Below are 22,204 nucleotides of genomic sequence, written 5' to 3'. Positions count from 1 at the left end.
CTCGATGAGGTGTCGGAAGAGCAATGACTAGAAGAGCAATCGCCATGATCAGCGCCGCGCTGCTCGTCGTCGCGGGTTTCGGGGTGACGGCCCTGTCGCAAGCCCAGGCGGCGGTGGGGCTGCACGTCAGCGGCACCAGGATCGTCGAAGCCGACGGGCAGCCGTTCGTGATGCGCGGCGTCAACCACCCGCACGTCTGGTACACCGGCCGGACGAACTCGTTCGCCGACGTGAAGGCGTTGGGCGCCAACACCGTTCGGGTCGTCCTGGGCACCGGCAAGCGGTGGGGTCCGTCCACCGACACGGCCGAAGTGATCGCGTTGTGCAAGCGGAACAAGATGATCTGCGTGCTGGAGGTGCACGACACCACCGGCTACGGCGAGGAAGCCGCCGCCGCGTCCCTCGACGAGGCGGCCGACTACTGGATCAGCCAGAAGAGCGCCCTGGTCGGCCAGGAGGACTACGTCGTCATCAACATCGGCAACGAGCCGATCGGGAACACCGACGCCGCGCAGTGGACCGACGCGACGGTCAACGCGGTCAAGAAGATGCGCGCCAACGGGTTCGAGCACCTGCTGATGGTCGACGGGCCGAACTGGGGCCAGGACTGGCAGCACGTCATGCGGGCCGACGCGCAGGAGGTCCTCGACGCGGACAGCCGGAAGAACACCGTGCTGTCGATCCACATGTACTCGGTGTACAGCTCGGCGTCCACGATCGTCTCCTACCTGGACCACTTCCAGGCCAACAACTGGCCGCTCGTCATCGGCGAGTTCGGCTGGAAGTTCGCCGCGAACGAGGTGGACCACGAGACGATCCTGGCCGAGTCGGAGAAGCGCGGTCTCGGCTACCTGGCGTGGTCGTGGAGCGGGAACTCCGACCCGATCCTGGACATGGCCACCGACTTCGACCCGAACCGGCTCACGACCTGGGGTGAGCGCATCTTCAACGGCGCCGACGGGATCAAGGCCACGGCGAAGGAAGCCGCCATCTTCGGCGGCCCGACGTCGACCACGTCGACCACCACCACGACCACGACGACGACCACGCCCACGACCACGACGCCTGGCGGCCTCCGCTGCACCGCCGCGTACGCGGTCACCAACCAGTGGCCGGGCGGTTTCCAGGGCGAGGTCCGGGTCACGGCGGGCACGTCGGCGATCAAGGGCTGGACGGTCACCTGGACGTACGCCGACGGCCAGACCGTCGACCACGCCTGGAACGCCGAGGTCACCAGCGCCGGATCGACCGTGACGGCCCGGAACGCGGGCTACAACGGCAGTCTCAACGCCGGTTCCAGCACTTCGTTCGGGTTCACGGGTTCGTCGCGCGCCACCAACAGCGCGCCGACCGCCTCCTGCACCGCGAGCTGACCTGTCCACCCTCGACGCGCGGACGCCGGCCATCCCGGCGTCCGCGCGTCGCGGCTTCAGCCCTCGTGGTCGGAGACCCGCTCGGCGAACCGCTTCCGTTCCGCGGCAAGGACTTCCCGCACCAGCTCCGCCTCGGACAGGTCGACCGCCTCGGGGCTGGAGTCGGCCGTGTCGCTGACCCTGGCGAACTCGTCGAACAGCTGCCGCTTGCGGGCGAGCAGCTCGGTGATCCGCTGGTCCACGCTGTCCTCCGACAGCAACCGGTGGACCTGCACCGACCGCACCTGGCCCATGCGGTGCGCGCGGGCGATGGCCTGCGCCTCGGTGGTGGGCTTGAGCTGGGGTTCGCAGATGACGACGACGGAGGCCGACTGGATGTTCAGCCCCACGCCCAGCGCCTCGATCTGGGCCACCAGCACCGCACCGTGCCTGGCCGCGGAGAACCGGTCGATCGCCTCCTGCCGCTTGGCCGCGGGCACCGAGCCGTTCAACGGCCCGAACACCGGCTTCGGCAGTTCCCTGGCGACGAGGTCCAGCACCTCCCGGAAGTACGAGAACACGATGACGCGCCGTTCGTTGGCCTCGGCCTCCTGGACGATCTCGACCAGCCGCCGGAGCTTCTCCGACCGCCTGCCCTGGCGCATCGCGGCTTGGCGCATCGCCATGAAGTTGCCCTGGAGGACGGCCGCCCGGTAGGCCGACGCCTCCGCGGCCGAGAGCGGCAGCCACTCGTCCACCTCGATGAGCTCGGGCAGCTCGGTCAGCACGTCCTCCTGGTTGCGCCGCAGGTACGCGGGCGCGATCCGCCGCCGGAACGTCCGGGCGGACAGGTCGTCGGCGTGCGCGGTGAGGTCGGGCCGCAGGTAGGACACGAGGGTGCGGAACTCCTCGACCCGGTTCTCCAGCGGCGTGCCGGTGAGGAGGATCGCCCGGTCCGCCCGCGCGACGAGGTCGCCGGTGCGCATCGACCGGTGTGCGGCGGGGTTCTTGATGTAGTGCGCTTCGTCGACCACGACGCACGCCAGGTCGCGGACGCGGGTCAGCGCGGGCTCCCACCACTTCAGCGTCTCGAACGTGGTGACGGCGACGCCCCCGTCGCGCGCCCACGACCGGGCTGCGCGCTCGCGGTCGGGTCCGTGGACGCGGTGCGCGCGCAGCCTCGACTTCCCGCCCACCTCGCGGACCCAGTTCGTGACCACGGCCGCCGGGCACACCACGACGAAGTGCGTCTCGCCCGCGCTGCGCAGGTGCGCCAGCACGGCGATCGCCTCGACGGTCTTGCCGAGGCCCATCTCGTCCCCGATGACGACCTTGCGCTGCACCAGGGCGAACCGCGCCGCGAAGCTCTGGTAGCCGCGCAGGGACGCGGTGAGGTGTTCGCCGCTGAGCGCCTGGTCGCGCACGGCTTCGACGATCTCCTCCGGGAGGTCGCCGTGCGTCGAGGTCTCGTCCTCGGTGATGAACCCGAGTTCGGACAGCATGGCGAAGTAGTCGGCGGGGCGGGCCAGGAAGTCGTCCCACGGGTCCGCACCGGCGTCCCGCGCCGCCGACGCGCTCGAACCGTCCAGCAACCCGGCCCGGCGGATGACGATCCGGACGCTCTCCAGGAACCCGTCGGCAGGTGCCTTCCGGGTGGGGATGACGAGGAGGTGCGTCGTGCCGCGCCCGACGGCCCGGCCCAGCGGCGCCAGCTCGGCCGCGCGTTCGAGGTCCGCCGCCGCGCCGCGGGTCCGCCGGCTGGAGTCCCAGTCGGCGAGGCGGTCCAGGAGCTCGGTGGTCTCGGGGTGGCGGTTGGCGATGTCGATGCGCACCGGCATCTCGTCGAACGTCGTCTTCCGCAACGTCTGCGCCGCGCCCACCATGCGGCGCGCGGAGGTCTCGCCGACGCCGGGCAGCGACTGGAGCGACCCGGCGTTCCGCAGCACGTCCAGCACGGTGACGATGCCCGCCTCGACCAGCGGACCCAACCGGAGGCGGTCGCGGGTGGCCGTCTTGAGCGCGTCCACCGGCATCCCGGCCAGCATCCGCCTCACCTCCGCGCGGCGGACCTCCTCACCGGCCTTGTGCGCCGCCGCGCGGTACGACTCCTCGTTGGCGAGGGCGTCGGCGATGGACTCCAGCGCACGGGGCAACCCGGCGAAGGCGGACCGGTCGACGACCAGCGCTCCGGGATCGCTCCGCCCCGAGACGAGGTCGAAGCGGAGCGCCGGGTCGAGCAGCGCGTCGAGCGCGACCTCCGAGGCGTCGACCGGGTCGTCGAAGGTCCCCAGCCGGTCGAGCCGCGCCGGGCCGTCGGTCCCGAGGACCGCCGCGTGCAGGTCCCGCAGGTACGAGGCAGCTTCGCCCGCCGTCTGCTTCCGCGCCGATCCCGTGAAGAACCGCCGGACGCCGAGCACCCGGGAGACCGCGCCGACCACGAGCGGCACGTCTTCGGTGAGGGCCTTCAGCAGGTCCCGGTCGTCGGTCGAGCGCTTCGGGAGGTTCGCCCGGTCGTGCAGGAGTGCTACGGCCTGCTTGTCTTCCACGTCGAGTGGAATGACCTGCCACGTGGTCTTCCCGGCGCGGTTGACGTCCACGGCGCGCGCGGCCAGCCGTTGTTCAGCGGCACGTGCCGCGTTCCGGACGGCCTTGCGCCGGGACTGTGATTCGGCAGCGCGCCGACTCCACTGCTGCGAGTCGTCCACGAGCCGCCGGAGCTCTTGGCGTTCAGTCTTGTTCATGCACCGCTGCGGGGTTCGGGGGAATGGGGAAGGGTGAGGGTAGAGCACATCACCTGCGGGGCCCAGCGAGCGTGGGTGTGTACCGAATCGGGCCCCTGCGGCGATGTTCCGCTCGACGGTGCGGTGTGGGCTGGGGGTAGTCGGTGCGGCTTGAGGATCTTCGGTCGGGCGTGCGGGTGCTGGGCGTGGTGCCCGGCGAGCCGGTCCAGGTGATCGCCGCCCAACCGCACGGCTCGGACGCCGTCGAGCTGACCTACAAGACCGTGAGCAGCGGGTTGGGTCAGCGGGTGCTGTTCAGGGCCGACGAGGACAAGCTCCGCCCGTCCGACGCGGGCAGCAGGCCCTTCGACGCCGACGCGTCGGACTTCCGGCTGGTCGCCGAGGCGCAGCGGATCTCCCTGGCGGGCCTGTCCGACCCGATGCTCGCGGTGGCGACCAGTGACGTGCGCCCGTTGCCGCACCAGATCCAGGCCGTGTACGGCGAGATGCTCGACCGCGCCCCGCTGCGGTTCCTCCTCGCCGACGACCCCGGCGCCGGCAAGACGATCATGGCGGGCCTCTACGTCAAGGAGTTGCTGCTGCGCGACGACGTCCGGCGCTGCCTGATCGTCGCGCCCGGTGGACTGGTCGAGCAGTGGCAGGACGAGCTGTTCTACAAGTTCGGGCTGCGCTTCGACATCCTCGGCAAGGACCTCGTCGACGCGGCGCTCGGCACGACGGTCTTCGAGCAGCACCCGCTGCTCATCGCGCGGATGGACCAGCTCTCGCGCAGCGAAGAGCTCACCGCGCAGCTCCGGGACACCCAGTTCGACCTGGTCGTGGTGGACGAGGCGCACCGGATGAGCGCGCACTACTTCGGCGGCAAGGTCGACCGCACCAAGCGCTTCCTGCTCGGCGAGACCCTGCGCGACCACACCCGGCACCTGCTGCTGATGACGGCCACCCCGCACGCGGGCAAGGAAGAGGACTTCCAGCTCTTCCTGACGTTGCTCGAGCGCGACGGGTTCGAGGGCAGGTTCAAGGACGGCGTCGTCCCCCGGCCGGACACCTCGGGCCTCATGCGGCGGATGATCAAAGAAGACCTGCTCACGTTCGAGGGCAGACCGCTGTTCCCCGAGCGGATCGCGCAGACCGTGCCGTACGAGCTGACCGAGGAGGAGAAGGACCTCTACGACCGCGTCACCGGGTACGTGCGCGAGGGCATGAACCGCGCGGCGCGGCTGGACGACAAGCGCCGCAACACGGTCGGCTTCGCCCTCACGGTCCTCCAGCGGCGCCTGGCGTCCAGCCCGGAGGCCATCCACCAGTCGTTGGTGCGGAGGGTCGGACGCCTCACGCGGCGCCGTGACGACCTGGTGCAGGGTCGTGACGTCGCCGTCGAGCCGGTGATCGACCCGCGCGACTGGGACGCGGACGACCGCAGCGCGGCCGAGGTCGAAGCGGTCGAGGAGGAGCTGCTGGACGCGGCCACCGCCGCCCGCACCGTCCAGGAGCTCGACGCCGAACTGGCCGAGCTGGCCGACCTGGTCGTGGCGGCGCAGCACGTGCGGGACCTGGGCACCGACCGCAAGTGGGTCGAGCTGCGCCGCATCCTGGAGGACAACGACCTCATCCACCCGGCCGCCGAACGTCCCCGCAAGCTGATCATCTTCACCGAGCACCGCGACACCCTGCACCACCTCGGTCGCAAGATCCGCGCGCTGTTCGGCGCGGCGGACGCGGTCCGCGAGATCCACGGCGGCGTCCGGCGCGCGGATCGGCGTGCCACCACGGAGGAGTTCACCAAGAACCCCGCCTGCCGGGTTCTCGTCGCCACCGACGCGGCGGGCGAGGGGCTCAACCTCCAGGCCGCGCACCTCGTGGTCAACTACGACCTGCCGTGGAACCCCAACCGCATCGAGCAGCGCTTCGGACGGGTGCACCGGATCGGGCAGACCGAGGTGTGCCGGCTGTGGAACCTCGTGGCCGCCAACACCCGTGAGGGCGCGGTGTTCACCAGGCTGCTGGAGAAGGTGGACGAACAGCGAAAGGCCTACGGGGGCAAGGTCTTCGACGTCCTGGGCGCCGCGTTCGACGAGACGCCGCTGCGCGACCTGCTGATCGACGCCATCCGGTACGGCGAGCTGCCGGAGACCCGGGCCAGGATGGAGCAGGTGCTCGACAAGTCGGTCGCGCACGGCCTCAGGGAACTCCTCCAGGACCGCGCCCTGACCCACCACGCGATGTCGCACGGCGACTTGGCGGCGGTGCGCGGCCGGATGGAGGAGGCGCGTGCCCGGCGGCTCCAGCCGCACTACGTCGAGTGGGCGTTCCGGGCCGCGTTCGAGCGGTTCGGCGGACGGCTGGTGAGGCGCGAACGCGGTCGCTACGAGATCACCCACGTGCCGCCGGGCGTACGCGGCGTCACCAAGCGGGGTCCGGTCGCCAGCCGCTACGAGCGGGTCACGTTCGCGCTCGACCTCGTCGACGTGGACGGCAAGCCCCGCGCCGACCTGCTCGCACCCGGCCACCCGCTGCACGACGCCGTCGCCGAGGTCGCGACCACGCAGCTGGGAGGGGTGCTCGACCGCGGCACGGTCCTGGTGTCCGCGGAGATCGGGGAACCGCGACTGCTGGTCGCCGTCGTGGAGGAGGTCGTGGACGGCACCGGGGAGAGCATCGCCCGCCGGTTCGGCTACGCCTACGTCGACGCCGCCGGCCAGGTGACGCCCGCCGGTCCCGCGCCGTACCTGGACTGCGTGCCGGTGCCGGACCCGGCGGCCGTGGTGAAGCCGTCCTGGCTCGCCGACGCCGAGTCCCGGGCCCGGAGCTGGATCATCGGCCACAGCCTCCAGCAGTACGCCGACGAGGTCGCGTCACGTCGGGTCGCCGAGGTCGAGCGGACCCGCAAGCAGGTCGACCAGCGGCTGACGTACGAGGCGAACCGGCTGGAGGGCGAAGCGGCGGCGGCACGCGACCGGGAGCGGTCCGGCGTCAAGCCGAAGGAGGGTTCCGAGAGCCTCACGCGCAAGGCGCAGGAGTTGAGGGCCCGTCGCGAGGCACGTCTGGCGCTGCTGGACAAGCAGAGCGAGCTTTCCCCCAAGCCGCCGCACATCGTGACGGCCGCGCTGGTCCTGCCCGCGGCCGACGTCGACCTCCCGTCCGACTCGCCGTTGCACGCCAGGGAGACCAAAGCCGTCGAACGCCGCGGCGTGGACCTCGTCCTGGCCACCGAACGGGCACTCGGCCGGGAACCGCGGGAGCAGCCGTTCGCGAACCCCGGGTACGACGTGCTCTCGGTGTCGCGCGACGGCGGTCCGTCGATCCGGATCGAGGTGAAGGCGCGCATCGAGGGCGCGGACGACTTCTACGTGACCCACAACGAGATCGTCACCGGGAAGAACGCGGTGCCCGACTACCGGCTGGCGCTGGTGGCGGTCAGCGCGCGCGGCCCCGAGCACGACGAGGTCCGCTACGTCGCCGCGCCGTTCACCGGTGTCGACTTCGGCGACCTCTCGGCCACCGGCGTCCGGGCCGACTGGTCGAAGACCTGGGACGCCGGCACCGCGCCGTTCTGACCGCCCGGTCGGGGGACGGTCCGCGCCGTCCCCCGACCGGGTCGGGTCACCGGTCGACGCAGACGACCCGTCCGATCGCGTACCAGTCGTGCGCGAAACCGTCGTCGTCCTCCCAGACGTCCAGCTCGTACCAGGACGTGCCGGCGGCCCAGATGTTCGGCAGCACCTGCCCGGCGGGCGTCACGCCACCCGTGCCGATGAACGACCAGCCCGCCGCCAGCCGCCGCTGGTCCCAGTCACACCGCACGTCGAACAACTTGTCGTGCGGGTTCACGGGTGAGGTCGCCGTGTGCAACTCCTGGCCGGGCAACGGGTTCGCGCACACCGCGTAGGTGGTCAGCCGCCAGGTGTTCGAGTACCCGTCAGGGTCCTCCATGCCGGTCACCGCGACGCTCGTGAGGTCCGGTGCCTGCGCGACCTGGTTGACGTGCACCTGACCCGCGCCCTGCGTGTTCCAGCCGGTGGCGAGGAGCTTCTTGCCGGTCGGGCAGGTGGCGCGCACCTGCTTGTTGGCCGACGTGTAGTCCGACGTGGCGTAGACGACGGTGTGGCCCGGCACGGGCAGCGCGCACATCGCCTCCACGATGAGGTACCACTCGTCGGTGGTGCCGTCCTGGTCCTCGTGGGCGATCGCCGAGGCGGTGGACGTGGACAGGAGCAGGGCGGTGATCAGCACGTCCCGTCTGTTGCCCCGGACGTAGGCGAACGCGCCGGTCAGCTGCTTGCCCGCCGGGCAGGACACCGAGTTGATCCGGGTGGGGGAGGACGACGGCCCGGCGGGGTCGGACAGGACGAGTTCGTCACCGGGGATGGCGGCGGACGCCGGTGGCGCGAGGATCACGGCCGCGACGACGGCGGCCAGGAGCGTGGACAGGGTTCGACGCAAGGGCATGGCGACCTCACAGTGCATCTCACAGTGCAGCGGGACCGGTACACCGTGCGAGACGCCGTGCCTCGGGCCGGGGTTCCGCCTCCGCCCGGCAGGAGACGCCGGAACGATCCGGTGCCGGCCCGGGGCAACCAACCACAGACGCCCTCGGTGTGACCGAGCCGCTGGCGCGTCGACCCTGCCGATGCGCGAGCGCAGACCGATCGGCTGCTCACGACACGGTGACGGGAGGCCGGTCCGGTGACGTGCGGTCGACGGTTCGACCCGTTCGTGACGGCGCATGCGGGCCGGCCTCACCTGATGGCTCGGTTCGGGGCGCGGGCCGGGCTGCGGGGCGTCGGCGGTGTCAGGATCGGGTGGTCGGACGTGGCCGGTGGAACGAGGGCAGGAGCTCCAATGGTGTTCCCGTGGCGGTTTCTGGTCGTGATCGCGGTCGCCGCCGTGACGGTGTCGAGCACCGCCGCGGCACCCGCGCCGGTCGCGGTACGGCAGGCCGGGCACGTGGTCGGGACGGCCGACGTGGAGCTGGACGGCAACTCGTTGACGTGGGCCCAGCTGGTCGACGTGCTGGAGGCCGACCGGGTGACGGTCCGGTTGGGCATGAGGTCCCGCCAGGAGATGGTCAGGACCCGGCAGGGCGCCGAGGCGGCACTGGCGGCCGGACAGCGCGTCTACGGCTGGAACCAGGCGCTGGGTCCGCTGAAGGACGAGCCGTTGGCCGAGGCGGACCGGGTGGAGTTCCAGCGCCGGGTGCTGCGCTCGCACGCCGCCGGCGTCGGCCCCTCGTTGTCCGACCGCGTCGCGAGGTTGGCGCTCGTACTTCGGGCGAACTCCATGGCGCGCGGCACGATGGGGGTGCGGCCGGAGTTCGTGGACCGCATCCTGGAGCTGGTCAACGCCGGGGTCACGCCGAGGATGCCGGAGATCGGGTCGCTGGGCACCGGTGACCTCCAGCCGATGGCGGCAGCAGGCCTGGTCCTCACCGGGGAGCTCGCACCAGCCCGTTTCGAGGGCAGGGAGGGGCTTGCGCCGGACATCCTCGCCGCGGCCGGGCTGGCGCCGGGCTTCCAGCTGGAACAGGGCGAGGCGCTGCCGTTGATCAGCGGCAGCAGCGTGTTGACCGCGCGGTACGTCGACGCGGTGGTGCGGGCCGAGCGGCTGGTGGACACCTACGACGGTGCGTTCGCGTTGTTCCTGGAGGCCACGAGGGCCGAGCAGGGCGCGTTCGACGCGCGCACCCACGACGAGCGGCGCATCCCGGCCGAGGTCGAGGCGGCCCGGGTCACCAGGGTGTTGGTCTGCGGCACCGGCTGGATGACCGACGAGGGGCGCAAGGCGATCAGCGACGACGGCCCGCGCATCCAGGACGCGGTCTCGGTGCGCGCCACCCCGCACATCGTCGGAGCGCTGCGACAACGCCTGGCCGACGCGCGCGTCCACATCGAGCGCGAGGCGAACGCGTCCACGTCCAACCCGCTGGTGTTCCCCAAGGAGGGCGGCGGTCACGAGTTCGTCATGGGCGGCAACTGGGACGCGGCGCTGATCGGCCACGAGATCGACTCGCTCAACGCGCAGGTCGCCGACCTCGGCGTGCTGTCGCAAGAGCTGTCCGCGCGGCTGCTCGCGGACAAGTGGAGCTACCACCTGCCCGCGAACCTCGCCGGCGGCGAAGTCGGCCTGAACTCGGGCATGGTGCAGGTGCAGACCGTCGCGGTGGCGCTGGTGCCGGAGATGCAGCAGCTGGCGACGCCCGCCGGCACGTTGTCCCGGCCGGCGAAGTTCGGGCAGGAGGACCACAACACGATGGCGATGGCCTCCGTGCGCGCCCTGCACGGCAACCTCGACCGACTGGAGACAGTGCTGGCCGTCCACGTCATGATGTCGGCGCAGGGCATCGACCTCATCAAGGACAAGATGGCCGCTTTCCCGCTGGGCGCGGGCACGCGGCGACTGCACGAGACGGTCCGCCGGCACGTCGGGCCGTTGGTCGACGACCGGCACATGACCCCCGACCTGGAGAAGGCCACCGACCTCGTGCGCAGCGGCGAACTCAGCCGGGACGTGCGCGCCGCGCTCAGCCCGGAGCAGAGCAGGTGCGCGGCCTGAGCCGTCAGTCGCCGGGGTAGCGGGTGTGCCAGTCGTCGTCCGTGGGCGGGTTCGGGCCGAACTCGGCGGTGGCGTCGTCGGTCAGCCGTTCGATGACGTCGCGCAGTTCGAGCTGCGCCAACCACGTCGGGTCGATGGCGTCCTCGCCGTAGAGGGCGCCGACGATGTTGCCGCACACCGCGCCGGTCGAGTCGCTGTCGCCGTCGTGGTTCACCGACGCCAGCAGCGCCGCGTTCAGGTTCTCGGTCGACAACGCCGCGTAGACCGCGATCGCCAGCGCCGACTCGCCGACCGCGCCGTTGCCGAGGGACGCGACCTTCTCCGGCGTCGGCGGACCGCCCAGCGCCAGGGCGGCGTCGAGGGCGGCCGACGTCTCCTCGTGGCCGTCCCAGCGGACGAGGTGGCTTCGGGCGGTGTCGAGGGCCGGTCGCAGCGGCACGCCGCGCAGCAACTGGTGCACCAGCACGGCGAGCACACCGGCCGACAGGTAGCCGCTGGGGTGGCCGTGCGTGATGGCGGCGGACGCGGCGGCGACCTCGAACACCACGGCCGGGTCCGGCGACCACAGCGCGACCGGTGCCGCCCGCATCACGCCGCCGCAGCCCTTGGAATCGTTGACCGGCTGGGCGATCGTGCCGGCGCGGCCGGTGAGGCCGTAGTCCTGGAGGGTGAAGAAGCACGTGGCGCCGGGCGCGCGTCGCTTGAACAGCCCGCGGACGCCCATCAGCCACCCGTCCGGGGTCTCGGAGGTGTGCTGGGGGCCGCGGGCCCTCACCCACGGCGTGCCCTGGGTGTGCAGCCACCGCTGGTAGGCCAGCCGGAGTGAGCGCACGACGTCACCGCTGCCGTCGCGCCGCTGCCGGGCGTGCGCGCGGATGACCGCTTCCAGGGTGAACAACGTCATCTGCGTGTCGTCGGTGATCCGGCCGACGCCGTCGTAGGCCGGGATCATGCCCGTCACGCCGAGTGGTCCGGCGAGTTCGCGGATCTGGTCCATCGGCTTGGACTCGATCGGCGCGCCCAGCGCGTCCGCCACGGCACCCGCCAGCACGCAGCCCCGCCAACGCTGTCGATCCACTGTGGACGGCGCGGGTCGGATCGCGTCCGGGGTGGCCGCTGCGGGTGCGCGGGTGATGAACTTCCGGCCCGCCTCGTCGATCCCGATGTGCAGCTCGACCCGCAGGACGTCACGCGGTGGCGGTCCCGGCCGGGCGTCGGCCGCGTGCTGCTTGCGCACCAGGCCCGCCAGCGTCGCGAGGTCGGCGTCGGAGAGGAAGTCGCCTGACATGGTCACGTCCTGGGGTATCTCGTCGTCCAGTGGCCCGAGGCGCCACCGAGAGGCGAGGCGCGGTTGAAGTGGCGGAAGGCGTCGGTGGCCAGGTTCTCCACCAGGTGGCGCAGCTCCAGCCGTTCCAGCCACCGGGCCGGCAGGCCGGGGATGCCGACGCGCGCGCCGAGGAGCGCCCCCGCCAGCGCACCGGTGAACGCGCTGCGCCCGGAGTGGTTGACCGCGCGCACCAGCGCGCGCTCGGGCTTGTGCTCGAACCCGGCGATCGCCGAGAACGCTTGCCGCAGCACGGTCGTCGTGTCGCGTCCGGCGCCCATCTCGTCGGGGCTGAAGGCGTCGACCAGGCCGAACTTGCCGTAGTCCGGCAAGGTCGACACCACGTCCACGCCCGGCACCTGGACATCGCGGCCCGCCAACCACAGCGGTGTCGGGTTCACCTTGTCCTCCAGGACGATCTGGAAGACGCCCGTCAGGTACTCGGTGGCGGCGATGTCCTCTTCGGACCGGGTGGTCAGGGCGGCGATTGCGCGGGCGGCTGCCCTGGGGCCTTGGGCGAGGCCGGTTCCCGGACCGCCTTCGGTGAGCGCGGCCGGGAGCGCGGCGAGCAGCGCGGCCGGACCGGAGCCCGTGCCCGTTCGGCCGAGGGCGAGGTCGCGGATGGCGGCCAGTTCGTCGGCGTCGGGGAGTCGGTCGGCGTAGAGGTCGGCTACGCGCACCAGCCACCCGTCGATCTCGCGGGGGACCGTGTCGCCCTGGGTGTGCAGCCAGCGCAGCAGGCCGCCCGTGGCGGCGTCGGCGAGGACCGCCTCCGCGTCCGGTGCCCGACCGTGGGGGCTGCGGATGGCGCCCTCGGTGAGGAACAGCAGGCGTTGGGTGAGCGGGCCGATCTCGCCGGAGACCAGGTCGGTGACGCCGTGCGGGCCGTAGTGCTCGCGGATCTCGTCCCGGCTGAGCGTGTCCACGGCGCGGCCCAGTGCTTCGCCCAGGGCGAAGCCGACGAACGCGCCGGTGACGCGCCCGTAGCCGTACCGGAAGCCGGTCGAAGCCTGGATGCAGTACTTGCCGTACGCGTCAACCTGTGGCGTGATCCGGCCATCGTCGTCGTAGACGGGTTGGAGGCCGTTGGCGGCCAGGTCGGCTTCGGCAGGCCACCGCTGCGGGTCGCCGGTCTCGTGGACCAGCTGTTGCCAGGACTTCCCGACGACCGTCCGGCGGATCTCGTCGTCAGTGAGCTCGAAGCCGTTCGCGCGGGCGTAGCGGGCTTCGTGGACCGGGACGTCGGCGGGCGAGCGGAGGCCCAGCTTCGCCGCCATGTCCTTCGCCAGCCGTGCCGGTTCCTCGCCGACCTCGAACCGCGACTCGGGCACGTCTACGGGGGGACGGAGGCGTGGGAACCGCTGCAACGCGTCGGCCAGGTCGACCGTGGACACGTCGCGCGGACCGGCCGGGCTGTAGAAGGTCAGCCGGGTCGGTTCCGGGAAGCCCGCAACGAGGCTCGCGAGGTCCACCCGCCGCCACTCGGTGGTGTCGGCGGGGAGGTGCCGGGTGGACGAGTACACCGGGTACCAGTCCGCGGTCCGCTTGCCTACCAGGCCGGTGCGGGGGACGAGGACGTCGGTCTGGGTGAGGCCGGTGAGCAGGCGGTCGTCGTCGAACCAGCCGACGGCGGCGAACAGCAGCATCCACTCCAGCGGGTTGGCCGGGGGGAGGAAGCCGAGGCGCAGGGGGCCGGAGCGGTAGCGGTCGTTGACGCGTTCCACACCGGCCCGCGTGCCGTCGGGCTCGACCCGTGACCAGCCGCCGATGGCCCTCTCGGGCACGCCGAGGTAACCCAAGCCGGACGCGGCGACCTCCGGATCGACGATTTCCGCCCAGTAGACCTCACCGGGTGTCCGGGCGGGGATGCTGAGGCCGCCGGGCTGAGGGCTGGCCTCCCGCAACTGCCCGTCCGGCTCGCGCACGACGAGGCGCGGTGGTGGGAAGATCGCCTTGCCCGCGTCGCCCCCGTCCAAGAAGGCCACGGAGTTGTAGGGCACCGACCACCCCTCGGGTACTCGGCGCACCTTCCCGTGGTCGACCCGCACCCCCCGCGCCCCGTGGACCGCCCGGAGCCACTCCTCGACCTTGGCCACCGCCTCCGCGGTCTCCACCCCTGCTCAACCCTTCCCTGTCGTCATCACGGCCGCCTGACGGTGAACGTGGGCGGTTCGCCGGCTGCTCGCCGGGCGGCTTCGTCTTCCCACATCTTGAACGTCCGCCGGCGGATCGACTTGATCAACGCCAGTTCTTCGCGCGTGATCGATTTGCGACCTTCCCGGGCTGCTTGGTCGTAGATGGCGTTGATCGTCTCGTAGAGCGCGAAGACCGCACCGTCACCGCGGAGCCGACCGCGTTCCTGTTCGGTCCGCCAGATGAACCTGTCCCGGTCGATCACGGCGACGTCGCTGGTCGACGTGGCCAGCAGTACTTCGGTGATCGGCCTGTTGTCGAGTTCGAACTCGCCGGTGTCGATGTTGAGGCGATGGCCGACCCAGTTGCCCTCGGGATCGGTGTCGAGCACGAAGGTCGAGCCGTAGTACTTGAAGTAGGCCGGAGTTTCCACCATCACCGAGCACCATCCGGGATGGGGTTGTTCCACATCTTGAACATACGTCGGCGGATCGATTTGATCAACGCGCGTTCTTCGGGGGTGAACGCTTTGCGGCCTTCGCGTTCTTTCTGCTCGTACATGGCGTCGATCGTTTCGTAGAGCGCGAAGACGGCTCCGTCCCCCCGAAGTCGACCCCGGATCTCCTCGGTGGTCCAGACGAAGTCGTCGTAGTCCAGGGAGGCTACTTCGCTGGTGGAGGTTGCGAGGAGGATTTCGGGGATGGGGCGGTTGTCCAGGTCGAACTCGCCGGTTCTGGTGTTGAGGCGATAGCCGATCCAGTCGCCTTCGGAGTTGGTCGTGAGGACGTAGGTCGACTTGTAGTACTCGTAGTAGGCCGGGGTCCGCACCATCACCGATCACCGTCCGGGACAGGGTTGTTCCACATCTTGAACGTGCGTCGGCGGATCGATTTGATCAACGCGCGTTCTTCGGGGGTGAACGCTTTGCGGCCTTCGCGTTCTTTCTGTTCGTACATGGCGTCGATCGTTTCGTAGAGCGCGAAGACGGCGCCGTCCCCCCGGAGTCGACCCCGTTCCTGCTCGGTCCACCAGATGAAGTCGTCCCGGTCGAGGACCGTGACATCGCTGGTCGAGGTGGCCAGCAGCACTTCGGTGATCGGCCTGTTGTCGAGTTCGAACTCGCCGGTGTCGATGTTGAGGCGATGTCCGACCCAGTTGCCCTCGGGATCGGTGTCGAGCACGAAGGTCGAGCCGTAGTACTTGAAGTAGGCCGGGGTCTGGACCATCACTCGCCACCATTCCGGACGGCTCCCCGTCCCAGCCTGAACGCTTCACCGAACAGATCCTGTTCCCTGGCCAGGATCGCTCCGGTCAGCGCGCGTTCTTCCGGGGTCATCATACGACCCTGCTCCTTGGCGAGCGCCTTGAAGTCACGACGAACCTCGAATAATGCGTGTTCGAACTCCGCGACATCGTCTATCGCTTTCAAGTGCAAGCGTAGTTCCGCCACGTGGGCCGTGCCGTCTTCGAGTTCGAGGCGCACGCTGAACTGGAGATCGCGGTAACCACTCTTCTGGGGAGCCAGGAACCGGTCGTCGAATCCGACGATGCTGATCTTCGAACCGTCCTGCTCCACCTTGTCCAGCAGGGCCTCCAGGCCCCGGTAGGCATCGGCCACCGAGCGGTACTGGATCTTGGATCCGACCAGGTCGACAAGCCTGGCAGCGTACCCCTGGTACCCAGTGATCTTGTCCATCGCCCGGACCCTGCTCTTCTCGGTCTTGCGCGAGAAGGCGTCACCCCCGGTCGCCCTGGCGACCTCGTCGGCTAGCGCGTGTAACTGCCCTTGCTTGACCGGCCAGTCGCTGTACAGGCTTTCGAGGTACTGCTCCCGGTAGCTGATGTCGTCCTTGTTCGCCTCGATGAAGTCAGGCTGCCAACGGTGCGACCCGGGACTGTCTTGGGCGATGTCTTTGGCACGCTGGGACAACTCGGCCTGTTCGGGCGTGAGCAGTGCGGGGCCTGGGGTCGGTTCGGCGTCGTAGTGGTCGGCCAGGGCTTCCGGGCCGTCCTCGTGTTCGTTGACCTCTCGGACGCAGTCCTGCAGCACCTCGATCGCCTGCGGGTGCCTCAGCAGGTTGGCCAAGGTCTGAGGCCGGGCCAGTAGCGAGTTCTCCAGGAACGGAACGTCGCGCAGGAGGGCTGCCAGCTCGGGATGGCGCGGCAGGAGTGCGGCGATGGCCTCGCCGATGTGCAGCTTCTGGCCGTCGACGGTGATCCGGGAGTCCGGATCGCGTTGGCTGATCGCGTCCGCCACCCGCATGGCTTCCTGGACGCGTGACTCCTGGAGGTAGCGGCCGATTTCCTCGCGGGTCGGTGGTGGGCGGTCCTCGTGCCGTTGGGTGGGCTCGGCTGCGCCGTAGCCGGTGTCGCTGGTGGCAGTCGTGTCCTTAATGGACGTTTCTGTGTCGGCGTGCGTCGAGTGGCGGTCGGCTGCTTCGGCCAGGTCGTACGGGAGCAGGTCCAGCGTCACCGGTGGGTGGGGCAGGTTCATCAGCGAGTTGGTCTGCGGATCCACGAACGCCACGCCCTCGCGGGTGTGCACGACTTCCGCCACGTGCCCGTACTCGACGCCGTCCGGCCCGAGGTACTTGACCGCGATCACCGCGCGCGAATCCAGCGGCTGTTCGCGCATCGCACGGATCACGTCGTCGTAGTCGTTGTGCGACTGCCACTCGCCACCCAGCTGTTCCTGGACGTGGTCCAACGTGCCGAGGGATTCCATCTGCTCCGGCCGCAGTGGCCCGGCTTCGGCGTCGATGCCCGCCCGCCGCAACGCGCTCGCCACGACGCCGCGCGTGCAGTTGGTCTGGTAACCCTGCTCGTACGCGTTCGCCTCGTGGAAGCGCGGGTTGACGCCGGCCAGGTGCGGGTGTCGCTCGGCGACGTACTTGGCCGACTGGTTGGCGTTGGCGGTATCGGCGTGGATCGCGGGTTCGGACGGCGGGTTGGTGGCCCGGGACAGCGGCGACCAGTCGTGGCTTCCGGTGGTGTCGACATCGATCGGGCCACCGTCGAACATCGGGTCCGCGCCCGCGAAACCGCCGCTGCCGCCGCCGAGCCGGTAGTTGATGACGTTGCTTTCCCGCTTGGCGGGGGTGGGCTTCGGTGGTTCCGGCTGGTCGGACTTGCCACCATCCAGCCGCTCGTTGATCGACTTCGCCAGCAGTTCGTCGAACGTCTTCTTGTTGGCGTTGTTGGCGGCACGCCGGTCGGCGATCTCCTGCTCCGCCGCCGTGCGGTCGAGGTAGCGGGGGTCGCCGGGCAGGACCTCCTCGACCCGGATGATCGTCTTCTGCTTGACCTTCCCGCCGCGCTCGACCTCGATGGTCTCCTTGGCGTGGGTGTACCACTGGGTGGCCGGCTTGGTGACCGCTTCGCGCTCGTCCTTGCACTGTGACAGCTCGTGGATGTCACGGGCGGTCTTGGCCTGGATGTGGATCTCGACGTCTTCGCCGAACTTGGAGACGAAGTCCGGCGACTCCTTGATCGAGGCGCTGACGATGGTCGGCTCGACGGTCGTCCGGCCGGGCTCGTACTGGTCCGCGATCATCTTGGCGAGGACCGGGTTGCCCCTGACGTCGATACCGCGCACCAGTTCGACTTCGACCGGGTCCAGCTCGTTGATCGCCGACACGATTGCGCGGACCTGGTGCCTGGCGCGCTGGAAGTCCACGGGCTTGTCGTCAGCGAGCTTGCCGTCGGGACCGAGCCGTTGCGCGGTGTTGGCCGAGGCGAACAGGTCGTGGCCGGTGTAGGCGTGCAGCGCTATCGCGCCTTCGTCGGACAGGCGGGACAGCGACTCGGAGGCGTCCCGGTGTGCGAGGGCGTCTTGCCTGAGCTGGATGCGGCGGTCGTCGCTGGAGATCCCGGCGGCGATTGCGGCGGTGTCGGAGGCGGTGGCGCGGTGGTCCGGGTCGAACAGGTAGTCCTCGCCGAGGTCCGTGTCGAGGGGGTTCGTGTCGACGGGGTCGGCGTCTGAGGGCTCGGCGTCTGTGGGATCTGTGTCGACAAGGGCCGCGTCGATGAGGTCGGCATCCACGGGGTCCGTGTCAGCAGGATCGGCGTCAACGGGGTCGGCATCCATGGGGTCCGCGTTGACGGGATCTGTGTCAGCGAGGGCGGTGTCGACGGGGTCTGTGTCGGTCTGGTTGTGCTCGACGTGGTCGGTGTTGGTGGTGTTGGCGGGGGTGGTGTCGATCGTTTGATCGGGCGTTGGTTCGGGGGTAGGCGACGCTTCCTGCTGGATGGGTGGCGTCGGCTCCTGGTGTGGTGCGGCCGGCGCGGGTTCGGGGGTGCGCTTGGGCTCGGGTGAGGTGGTTGCCTCGGGAACCTGGGGAGTCTTGGGCGGGGTCGGCGGCTCGGGGGCGCGGGTCTGGGGCGGGGTGACCGGTCCTGGGGTGCGGGTGGTGTCCGGACGGCCGGACGGCCGTGAGTCGGCAGGCTCGGGCGGCCTGCGGGGACCGGCTGGCGGCGGACCTTGCGGGCGGGGTGTGTTGGGCGGTGGGAAGGCCGGTCCGGGACGTCGCGGGGGTGGCGGGCCTTGTGGGTGCGGGGCGTTCGGCGCGTAGCCCTGTGGGGGCATCGGCGGGCGACCGGTGGGTGGGCGGTGTGCCGGTGGAGGACCCATCGGGCGCGCGGGAGGCGGCATCGGAGCCCGTGGCGGCGGGGGTGCGGGCGTGTAGGGCGGCAGTGTGGGGCGGCCGGCCGGGGGCATGTCGGCACGGGGTGGTGGCGCGCCGTGTGGTGGCGAGCCGTGTTGGCCGCGCTGTGGTGGGACCGGGCCGCGTGGTGGTGGTGTGCCTTGGGGACCGCGCTGTGGCGGACCCTGGTTGAAGGCGCGTGGGGGTGTGCCGCCGGGTTGGTGTCCTGGCATCGGCGGTGGGGGCGGGGTGCCGTGCTGTTGCGGGACGGGTGGGGTGTCGTGGCGCGGCGGTGGTGGGGTGTCGAAACGGGGTGCGGACTGCGGGCCGGTTGTTCCTGCGGCGAAGACGTTGCCGTGGGGCGGGTTCTGCTGGCGGCCGGGGTCGGTGGGGTAACCGGCTGGTTGTGGGCCGAAGCCGCCGGGGGGAGGGCCGGGGGGAGTGCCGAGAGGAGGGCCGGGGGGAGGGGGAGCCATGCCGAAGCCGGGACCCGGTGCGGGAGCCCTCCCGTAACCGCCGGAGGGGTTTCCCTGGCTGGTGCCGGTGCCTGCGGTGGTGCTGGTGCCTGTGGCGGTGTTAGTGCCCGTGCCGGTGCTTGGGGTGGTGCTGCTGCCCGGTGCGGGGCTGGGGCTGCCGCTTGGGGGAGGGCTGGAGTTGATGCCGGAGGTGGTGGAGCTGGTGCCTTGGGTGGTGCTGGGGCTGGGGCTGCCGGCGGGTGAGGGGTTGGTGCCGGTGCTGCCACCCGGTGTGGGGTTGGAGGTGCTGCCTGGGCCGCCGCCGCTGGGGGCCGGACTGGAGGTGGCGGCTGCGCTGGGGGCGGGGGTGGAGGTGGCTTGGTTGGGAGTGCTGGTTGGTGCTGAGCCGGTGTGGCTCGTGGTGCTTGCCGGGGTGGACTGGCCACCGCCGGTCGGCGTGGGTGATCCCTGGCTGGAGGTGGCTGTGGGGGAGGGCTGGCCTGCGCTGCCTGGTGACGTGGAGCCGGTCGTGTGGTGCGTGGCCGTGTGCTGGGTGGAGGTTTGGCCTGTGGGTGCGCTGGCGGCTGGGCTTGTCCCGCCTGGCGGTACCCACGGCTGCGAAGTCGGTGCGGACGCGGAGGATTGGCCGGCGGGCTGGTTGCCGCTGGTCACGCCGGGCTGACCGGTGCCGAACTGGGCTGCGGCGGTGTCCGGACGGTCTGCGAGGCTTGGTGACAGTCCCGAAGTCCGCGTTGCCGTCTCCCGGACCGGTACGTCGTCCGCACCGCTGCCGGATCGGGGAACGGACGTGCCGGCCGTGCCAGTGCCGGTGTCCGGCGAGGCATCCGTGTCCGGTGTGTCGACGTCCATGTCACGGATCGCGCCCAGCGAATCCGTCGCCCCGCCGACACCCCGGTCCACCGCCCCGCCGGACGCGCCCATCAGCACGTCCTTCGCCGACAGCTGGTCCAACTCCCCGGTGACCGCCGCCTCCCCCACGGTGGTGACCGCACCCTCCACCGCACCACGGGTCGCGGCACGCACCGCACCGTCGACGACCTGGCCACCGACGCTGTCGGTCAGACCCCTGGTCGCGCCCGCCGGCACGGCGTTCGACGCGGCACCGACCACGCCCTCCACCGCCCCACCGACCGCAGCGTCCCCGGTCTTGCTCCAGTCCCACGACTTCCGGTCCCCACTGGCGATCTGCACGGCCTGAATACCGGCGTCCAGCGCCACCCCGGTGGCCACGTTCGTCGCGACCTCCCGCAGCACCCGCTGCAACACCTGCTGCGCGACCTTCTTGAACCCCTGCTGCACCAGCTTCTGCAGCAACTGCCGGAAGATCATCTGCACGGTCATGCGCGTCGCGATCTGCGCGGGCACGATGCCGGCCGTCGACGCGCCGAACGTCACCACCGCCGAAGCGATCATGGCCGCGATCGAGATCGCCAGCATGATCAACGAAGCGATGATCATGTACTTCGTGTACTCGACGTCGAGCGCCGTCGCGTCGCACGAATCCCCCAAGGCCTGGCACGCCTCGGCGAGCGACTTGAAGTACGCCTCGTCCCCGTCGACGTACTTCTGCCAGGCCTCCTCGAACGCCTCGGCGCTCTCCCCGCTCCACTCACCGATGATCGACGACGCACCCCGGTCGGCGGCCGAACTCACCTGCGGGATCGCTTCTGCCGCACGGTGCCAGGCGTCGCGCAGCTCGCGGAGCTTGTCCTCGTCGCCCTCCGGCCAGCTCTCGCCCACGACGATCGGCAGCAGCCACTTGACCTCGTCGGGTATTTCCATGCCCACAGCGTTACCCCCGCCACGCCGTCTGCGGCCCCGGACCGGTCTGCATCGCCGTTCAGATCCCGCGCGAGAACGTCTCGGCCTGCGCGTCCTCGACAGCCCGGTACGTCGTCATCGCGTCGACCACGCTGCCGCGCATCCCGCGCAGCCCTTCCACCAACGACGCGAACGCCCGCACCGTGCCCTCCGAACCGGGCACGTAGTCCTTGGCGAACTCCTGGCCGGACTCGTCGCCGCCCCAGCACGCGCCGACGGCGGAGAGGGCGTCGGCGAGCGCACTGCCGGCCGCTTGCAACTGGTCCGCCGCCGAACCGAGCTCGGTGGCGGCGGTGGTCGCGGCCTCCGGGTTGATGTCGAAGCCACCCGCGCCCATCAGTAGCTCCCCTTGAGCCAGCTGTCGGGCAGGTCTTCGTCATCGGACGACGCGGTGCGCCTGCGCGCGGCAGGCGGTGGCGGTGGTGGTGGCGGCGGTGCCTGCTCCGTACGGCCGGCGAGCGCACTGCGGTCCTCGAACGAGTCGTCGTCCGGCGTGACCGGTGGCGGTGGGGGCGCGTCGAAGCGGGGGAGCAGGGCCGACAGCGACGGCGCGCCCTCGACCAGGTCGGACAAGTCGGGCAGGCCCTCGGTGAGCGGCGACATCAGGTCGTTCACCTGTTGCTTCACCTGGCTCGCGCCTTCACGCGCGAGTTGCAGCACGGACCTGGCCAGGGCCTCGGGCGTGGACCGCTCGAACGCGGACGGCGCGAACTCCAGGTGGGTGAGCACGCCGCCGGAGTCGACCGCGGCCCGGACCAACCCGTCCTTGGACGTCAGCGAAGCAGTGGTCCGCGCGGCTGCGACTTGCGCTTCGCGCAGCATCTCGGCCTGCCGGTTGAAGGTGTCCAACAGGCCGTTGACCTGTTCCTTCATGGCGGCGTTGCGCGCTTCGAGGCGCGCTCGATCGTCGCCCGACATCGCCAGGATTCCCCCCTGATCGCACCGTGGTGTTGATCAGGACCATAGCGGTTCGGGCGGCACCTCCGGGTGCGATCGGTTGATCCGGGGTCGAGGCCTCGGCCCCGACCCCGGGATCACCGACTACCGCTGGGTGATGTCGGACGGTGAGTAGAAGCAGTTCTTGCCGTCGGCGCCTTCGCCGATCTTCTTGGGTTCGGAGCCCTTGGGGACGCCTTGGTACTTCTCGCAGATGACGGTGTCG

The 22,204-nt window shown here is 70.8% G+C and carries 13 protein-coding genes; 3 read left to right on the top strand and 10 right to left on the bottom strand.

The genetic code is table 11. The features are described from left to right. Positions 1-23 precede the first annotated feature (23 nt). Positions 24-1,373, top strand: coding sequence for a cellulase family glycosylhydrolase (locus OQ02_RS30555; RefSeq protein WP_033442105.1), 1,350 nt, complete (start codon positions 24-26; stop codon positions 1,371-1,373). Between the two features lie 56 nt (positions 1,374-1,429). Here OQ02_RS30555 and OQ02_RS30550 read toward each other — a convergent pair whose 3' ends face one another. Continuing rightward, entirely contained in the window at positions 1,430-4,093 is a 2,664-nt protein-coding gene (locus OQ02_RS30550) for a DEAD/DEAH box helicase (RefSeq protein WP_033442104.1), read from the bottom strand. 170 nt (positions 4,094-4,263) lie between these two features. On the opposite strand from OQ02_RS30550, the gene OQ02_RS30545 reads away from it, so the two are divergent. After that, positions 4,264-7,650 (top strand): helicase-related protein, encoded by a 3,387-nt coding sequence (locus OQ02_RS30545; RefSeq protein WP_231500301.1) that lies wholly within the window; start codon positions 4,264-4,266, stop codon positions 7,648-7,650. 46 nt (positions 7,651-7,696) lie between these two features. Here OQ02_RS30545 and OQ02_RS30540 read toward each other — a convergent pair whose 3' ends face one another. Then, the gene (locus OQ02_RS30540) at positions 7,697-8,542 is read right to left on the bottom strand and encodes a hypothetical protein (protein ID WP_033442102.1); all 846 of its coding nucleotides are present in this window, start codon (positions 8,540-8,542) and stop codon (positions 7,697-7,699) included. Between the two features lie 393 nt (positions 8,543-8,935). Here OQ02_RS30540 and OQ02_RS30535 point away from each other — a divergent pair, with 393 nt between their 5' ends. Further along, complete coding sequence (locus OQ02_RS30535) at positions 8,936-10,645, top strand: HAL/PAL/TAL family ammonia-lyase (RefSeq protein WP_033442101.1); 1,710 nt, start codon at positions 8,936-8,938, stop codon at positions 10,643-10,645. 4 nt (positions 10,646-10,649) lie between these two features. Here the strand turns inward: OQ02_RS30535 and OQ02_RS30530 are convergent, their stop codons facing one another. Genes OQ02_RS30530 through OQ02_RS30485 form a run of 8 tightly spaced genes read right to left on the bottom strand, consistent with a single transcriptional unit; the run spans position 10,650 to position 21,960 of the window. Beyond that, complete coding sequence (locus OQ02_RS30530) at positions 10,650-11,933, bottom strand: ADP-ribosylglycohydrolase family protein (RefSeq protein WP_081916050.1); 1,284 nt, start codon at positions 11,931-11,933, stop codon at positions 10,650-10,652. Positions 11,934-11,935: 2 nt separating this feature from the next. Next, on the bottom strand, positions 11,936-14,083 hold the full coding sequence (locus tag OQ02_RS30525; protein WP_033442100.1) for an ADP-ribosylglycohydrolase family protein: 2,148 nt from the start codon (positions 14,081-14,083) through the stop codon (positions 11,936-11,938). Positions 14,084-14,109: 26 nt separating this feature from the next. Then, positions 14,110-14,538 (bottom strand): hypothetical protein, encoded by a 429-nt coding sequence (locus OQ02_RS30520; RefSeq protein ID WP_051772981.1) that lies wholly within the window; start codon positions 14,536-14,538, stop codon positions 14,110-14,112. After that, positions 14,538-14,933, bottom strand: coding sequence for a hypothetical protein (locus OQ02_RS30515; RefSeq protein ID WP_051772980.1), 396 nt, complete (start codon positions 14,931-14,933; stop codon positions 14,538-14,540). The genes OQ02_RS30520 and OQ02_RS30515 overlap by 1 nt, the downstream gene beginning before the upstream one ends. Further along, positions 14,933-15,328, bottom strand: coding sequence for a hypothetical protein (locus OQ02_RS30510; protein ID WP_037329695.1), 396 nt, complete (start codon positions 15,326-15,328; stop codon positions 14,933-14,935). The genes OQ02_RS30515 and OQ02_RS30510 overlap by 1 nt, the downstream gene beginning before the upstream one ends. Continuing rightward, positions 15,328-21,003: a WXG100-like domain-containing protein gene (locus OQ02_RS46820; RefSeq protein ID WP_156077400.1), complete on the bottom strand. Its 5,676-nt coding sequence runs from the start codon at positions 21,001-21,003 to the stop codon at positions 15,328-15,330. The genes OQ02_RS30510 and OQ02_RS46820 overlap by 1 nt, the downstream gene beginning before the upstream one ends. Before the next feature lie 58 nt (positions 21,004-21,061). Continuing rightward, positions 21,062-21,379, bottom strand: coding sequence for a WXG100 family type VII secretion target (locus OQ02_RS30490; RefSeq protein WP_033442096.1), 318 nt, complete (start codon positions 21,377-21,379; stop codon positions 21,062-21,064). Next, positions 21,379-21,960 carry a YbaB/EbfC family nucleoid-associated protein gene (locus OQ02_RS30485; protein WP_331281559.1) on the bottom strand — a complete coding sequence of 194 codons (582 nt, stop codon included), beginning with the start codon at positions 21,958-21,960 and terminating at the stop codon, positions 21,379-21,381. The genes OQ02_RS30490 and OQ02_RS30485 overlap by 1 nt, the downstream gene beginning before the upstream one ends. Positions 21,961-22,204: the final 244 nt, after the last annotated feature.

It is taken from the genome of Saccharothrix sp. NRRL B-16314, assembly GCF_000716595.1.
In the GTDB taxonomy this organism is placed as follows: domain Bacteria; phylum Actinomycetota; class Actinomycetes; order Mycobacteriales; family Pseudonocardiaceae; genus Actinosynnema.
Note: the sequence above shows the minus strand (reverse complement) of the source record. Positions and strands in the feature narration are given on the sequence as shown.